Below are 3,977 nucleotides of genomic sequence, written 5' to 3'. Positions count from 1 at the left end.
ATGTTTATATAGTGTAATCAGAGTTAAAAACATATATACTTGTTCTCTTAATAAAATATATTTTTAAACGCTTAAAATGGAACTGATATCATATTTGAATATGTTTTGACAATAATTTAACAGTTGTAGCTATGTATTATAGAACATAAAAGGTAAAGTTTACAAAATGTATTGACATATTTTTGTGGAACTGGTATCATATATCTTATAGAAACGATTACATAAGTGATAAGGGGGAAACTTTATGAAAGAAAAGATAGTAGCAGAAGAGATTTTAAAGTATGTTGGAGGCAGAGAAAATATAAAATCAATTGAACATTGTGCTACAAGATTGAGAATTATACCAAATGATAAAAGCAAGATAAATGAAAAAGCCATAGAGAATATAGATGGAGTTAAAGGACAGTTTTTTGCAGCTGCTCAGTATCAGATAATATTGGGAACTGGGTTTGTAGATAAGGTGTATGGAGTAATAGTGAGTGAATCTAAAGATTTAGCAGGAAGCAGTGTTAAAGAAGATGCATATGCAAATATGTCTTTGATGCAAAAAATATCAAGAACATTAGGAGATGTGTTTGTCCCAATTATACCTGTATTAGTGGCCACAGGGTTATTTATGGGATTGAGAGGACTTTTGACAAATTTAAATTTATTGCAATCAGGTACTAATTTCTATTTATTTACTGAAGTATTAACAGATACAGCATTTGCATTTTTACCAGCATTAGTTGCATGGTCTACTATGAAGAAGTTTGGAGGTACACCTGTTATTGGTATTGTTATAGGATTAATGCTTGTTTCTCCAAGTCTTCCTAATGCATATAATGTAGCTTCAGGGGCTGAAAATCCAATATATCTTTCAATATTAGGTTTATCAATTCCTGTTGTAGGATATCAGGGATCTGTTTTACCAGCATTAGTTCTTGGAATAATTGCAGCGCAGATACAAAAAGCTTTAAAGAAAGTAATACCAGATGTGATTGATTTAATTGTTACACCTTTTTTAACATTACTTATTTCAATGATCTTAGGACTTTTAATTGTTGGACCAATAATGCATACAGCAGAACAGGCAATATTTGGAGCAATTGAATCATTTATGCTTCTTCCATTTGGTATTGGTGGAGCTATTATTGGAGGCATTCATCAAATTATAGTTGTTACTGGTGTTCATCATGCTCTAAATGCTTTAGAAGTTGAATTGTTGGCTTCAAATGGTGTAAATCCTTTTAATGCAATAATAACATGTGGTATAGTAGCCCAAGGGGCATCAGCAGTTGCTGTAGCATTAAAAACTAAAGATAAAAAGAAACGTTCACTATATATTTCGTCAGCAGTTCCAGCATTTTTAGGAATTACTGAACCAGCTATATTTGGTATAAATTTAAGATTTATAAAACCATTTGTATTTGGATGTATAGGAGGGGCAACAGGTGGTATGCTTGCAGGAATATTGAATATGGCAGGAACAGGAATGGGAATAACAGCTATTCCAGGAATATTGTTATATATGAATAATATAGGTGGGTATTTAATAATAAATGCAGCAGCTATAGCAGTAGCTTTTTGTTTGACTTTCTTCTTTTTTAAGCCACAAGAGTAATTTAATAAATGAAAGTTAATATATAATGTTGTAATTAACAATTTACAACGAAGGATGAAATCTCTACAAGATCTCTTTAATATATCAAATAAATTTTAGATGTAAATGCTTAATATTACATCATATTATTAATAATGTAAATTAAAAAATTAAGAATAATTAAAATATTTTTCAGCTAATAATAAAACTGCTGCATTAATAAATTGTATATGATTTTAAGGAACTAAATGATTTCTACAAAAATCAAAATACAAAATTTTATGCAGCAGTTTTTATATTAATATAGATTAATCGTTAAGTCCTATAACATTGTCCATATTATATAATCCTGGAGTGTTTACACCAGCCATAAATTGACATGCTTTTAATGCACCTACAGCAAATACTTCTCTCGATATTGCTTTATGAGTAAATTCAATTACTTCACCAGTTCCCGCAAAGATGACATCATGATCACCAACAATAGAGCCTCCTCTTATTGCATGAATACCGATTTCATTTTCCTCTCTTTTGGCATGGCCTTCTCTTCCATAAACATATTTTGTTTCATCTTTTAATGAGTCCTTAATTGTATCTGCAAGTAAAAGGGCAGTACCACTTGGAGCATCTACTTTTTGATTATGATGTTTTTCAATAATTTCAATATCATAATTTCCATAAAGAAGAGGAGCAACTTTTTTCAATAAGGAATTTATTAAATTAATTCCTAATGACATATTAGCAGATCTAAATAAAGGAAGTGTTTTGCTTTTTTCATTTATTAAATCTAATTGTTCCTGTGAAAAACCTGTTGAACAGATAACAAGTGGTTTTTTAGTTTTTTCAGTTAATTCTATAAGGCTATTTAAAGCATCAGCTCTTGAAAAATCTAATAATACATCATATTCAATATTTAATTCTTCAACATTTTTAAATACGGGATATGAAGTTTCACATGGGAATTTGTCAATTCCTCCAACGATCTCTAAATCTTTGAAATTTTTGCTGCAGTCAGTAATCATTTTTCCCATTTTACCACAGCATCCGTTTAATACTACTTTTATCATACTATCTCACCTTACATTAATTTATTATCCTTTAAAGCAGTTTTTAAAATATCTTCATTGTGAGGTTCCATTTCACAAAGAGGAAGTCTTAAATGTCCCACTTCTAATCCCATTAAATTCATAGCTGTTTTAACAGGAATAGGATTTGTTTCTATAAATAAAGAATTTGCCAAAGATAAAGTGTTAAGCTGAATATCTAAAGCATCTTTATAATCATTAATAAGACATTTTTGCACCATTTCATGAACTTTATCAGGAATGATGTTTGCAAGAACAGATATAACACCTTTTCCGCCAAGAGACATTATAGGAATAATCTGATCATCATTGCCAGAGTATATATCTATTTTATCTCTGCATAATTCTTTCATTTTTATAATCTGGCTTATATCTCCACTTGCTTCTTTTATAGCTTTTACATTATTGAGTTCTGTAAGCTTCAGTAAAGTTTCTGGTTTTATATTTACACCGGTTCTAGATGGAACATTGTAAAGTATTATTGGAATATTTACTTCATCATTAATGGCTTTAAAATGTTTTATAAGACCTTTTTGAGTTGTTTTATTGTAATATGGTGTTATAACAAGAATTCCATCAACACCTACACTTTCTGCATATTTACTCATAGAAATAGCAGAAGATGTATTGTTGGATCCAGTTCCAGCAATGACAGGTATTCTTTTATTAATAACATCAACAGTAAATTTTATTGTGTCTTTTTTTTCCTTTTCTGTCATAGTAGTAGCTTCACCAGTTGTTCCACAAATTATTATAGCATCAGTACCTTTTTTAATATGCCATTCTAATAAATATTTAAGTTTTTCAAAATTAATTCCTTCATTATTAAAAGGTGTAATAATAGCAACACCAGAACCTTCAAATATTGACATTACAATTCCTCCAATTTGATTACTAAAATTATATTTTTATAATTAAGAATCTTTAATAAAAAAGCAAAAATACACTTAATTATATTAGTTAATATTATAATATACATTTAAATTCTCAGAGTTTCTGAATAAATTTAAATTGTAATCAAAGATAATTATATTATTTTAGTAAAGACATTTTTCATATTTAGTATAACCTATTTTAAATTAAATCGTCTAGAGATACTGTTATATAACAGTAATTGCTTTGAATAAATGAGGAATTTTAAATTAAAAATTTTTTCTAAGGCTATTATATCTAATTTTGTATCTATATGTATATACAAATACTATAGTTAAATATTGAATAAATATCAAGTATTAAAAAGTGATAAGTTGAAAATTAAATATTAATTCATATTGTGGCTGATTTACGAATTATAAAAACAAGAATATGAA

3 protein-coding genes are annotated in these 3,977 nt (G+C 28.1%); 1 reads left to right on the top strand and 2 read right to left on the bottom strand.

What is annotated here, in order from left to right; translation table 11 throughout:
- Positions 1–244 precede the first annotated feature (244 nt).
- Positions 245–1,603, top strand: coding sequence for a sucrose-specific PTS transporter subunit IIBC (locus tag Q0F58_RS17750; RefSeq protein WP_294379189.1), 1,359 nt, complete (start codon positions 245–247; stop codon positions 1,601–1,603).
- A gap of 287 nt (positions 1,604–1,890) precedes the next feature.
- Here the strand turns inward: Q0F58_RS17750 and dapB are convergent, their stop codons facing one another.
- Both dapB and dapA read right to left on the bottom strand, forming a co-directional pair.
- Entirely contained in the window at positions 1,891–2,649 is a 759-nt protein-coding gene (gene dapB / locus Q0F58_RS17745; RefSeq protein WP_294379188.1) for a 4-hydroxy-tetrahydrodipicolinate reductase, read from the bottom strand.
- A gap of 11 nt (positions 2,650–2,660) precedes the next feature.
- Positions 2,661–3,539 (bottom strand): 4-hydroxy-tetrahydrodipicolinate synthase, encoded by an 879-nt coding sequence (gene dapA / locus Q0F58_RS17740; RefSeq protein ID WP_294379187.1) that lies wholly within the window; start codon positions 3,537–3,539, stop codon positions 2,661–2,663.
- Between the last annotated feature and the right edge of the window lie 438 nt (positions 3,540–3,977).

This window comes from uncultured Clostridium sp. (assembly GCF_934754915.1).
Lineage (GTDB): Bacteria > Bacillota > Clostridia > Clostridiales > Clostridiaceae > Clostridium.
The sequence above is the reverse complement of the archived record's forward strand: the minus strand, read 5'-3'. Positions and strand labels throughout refer to the sequence as shown.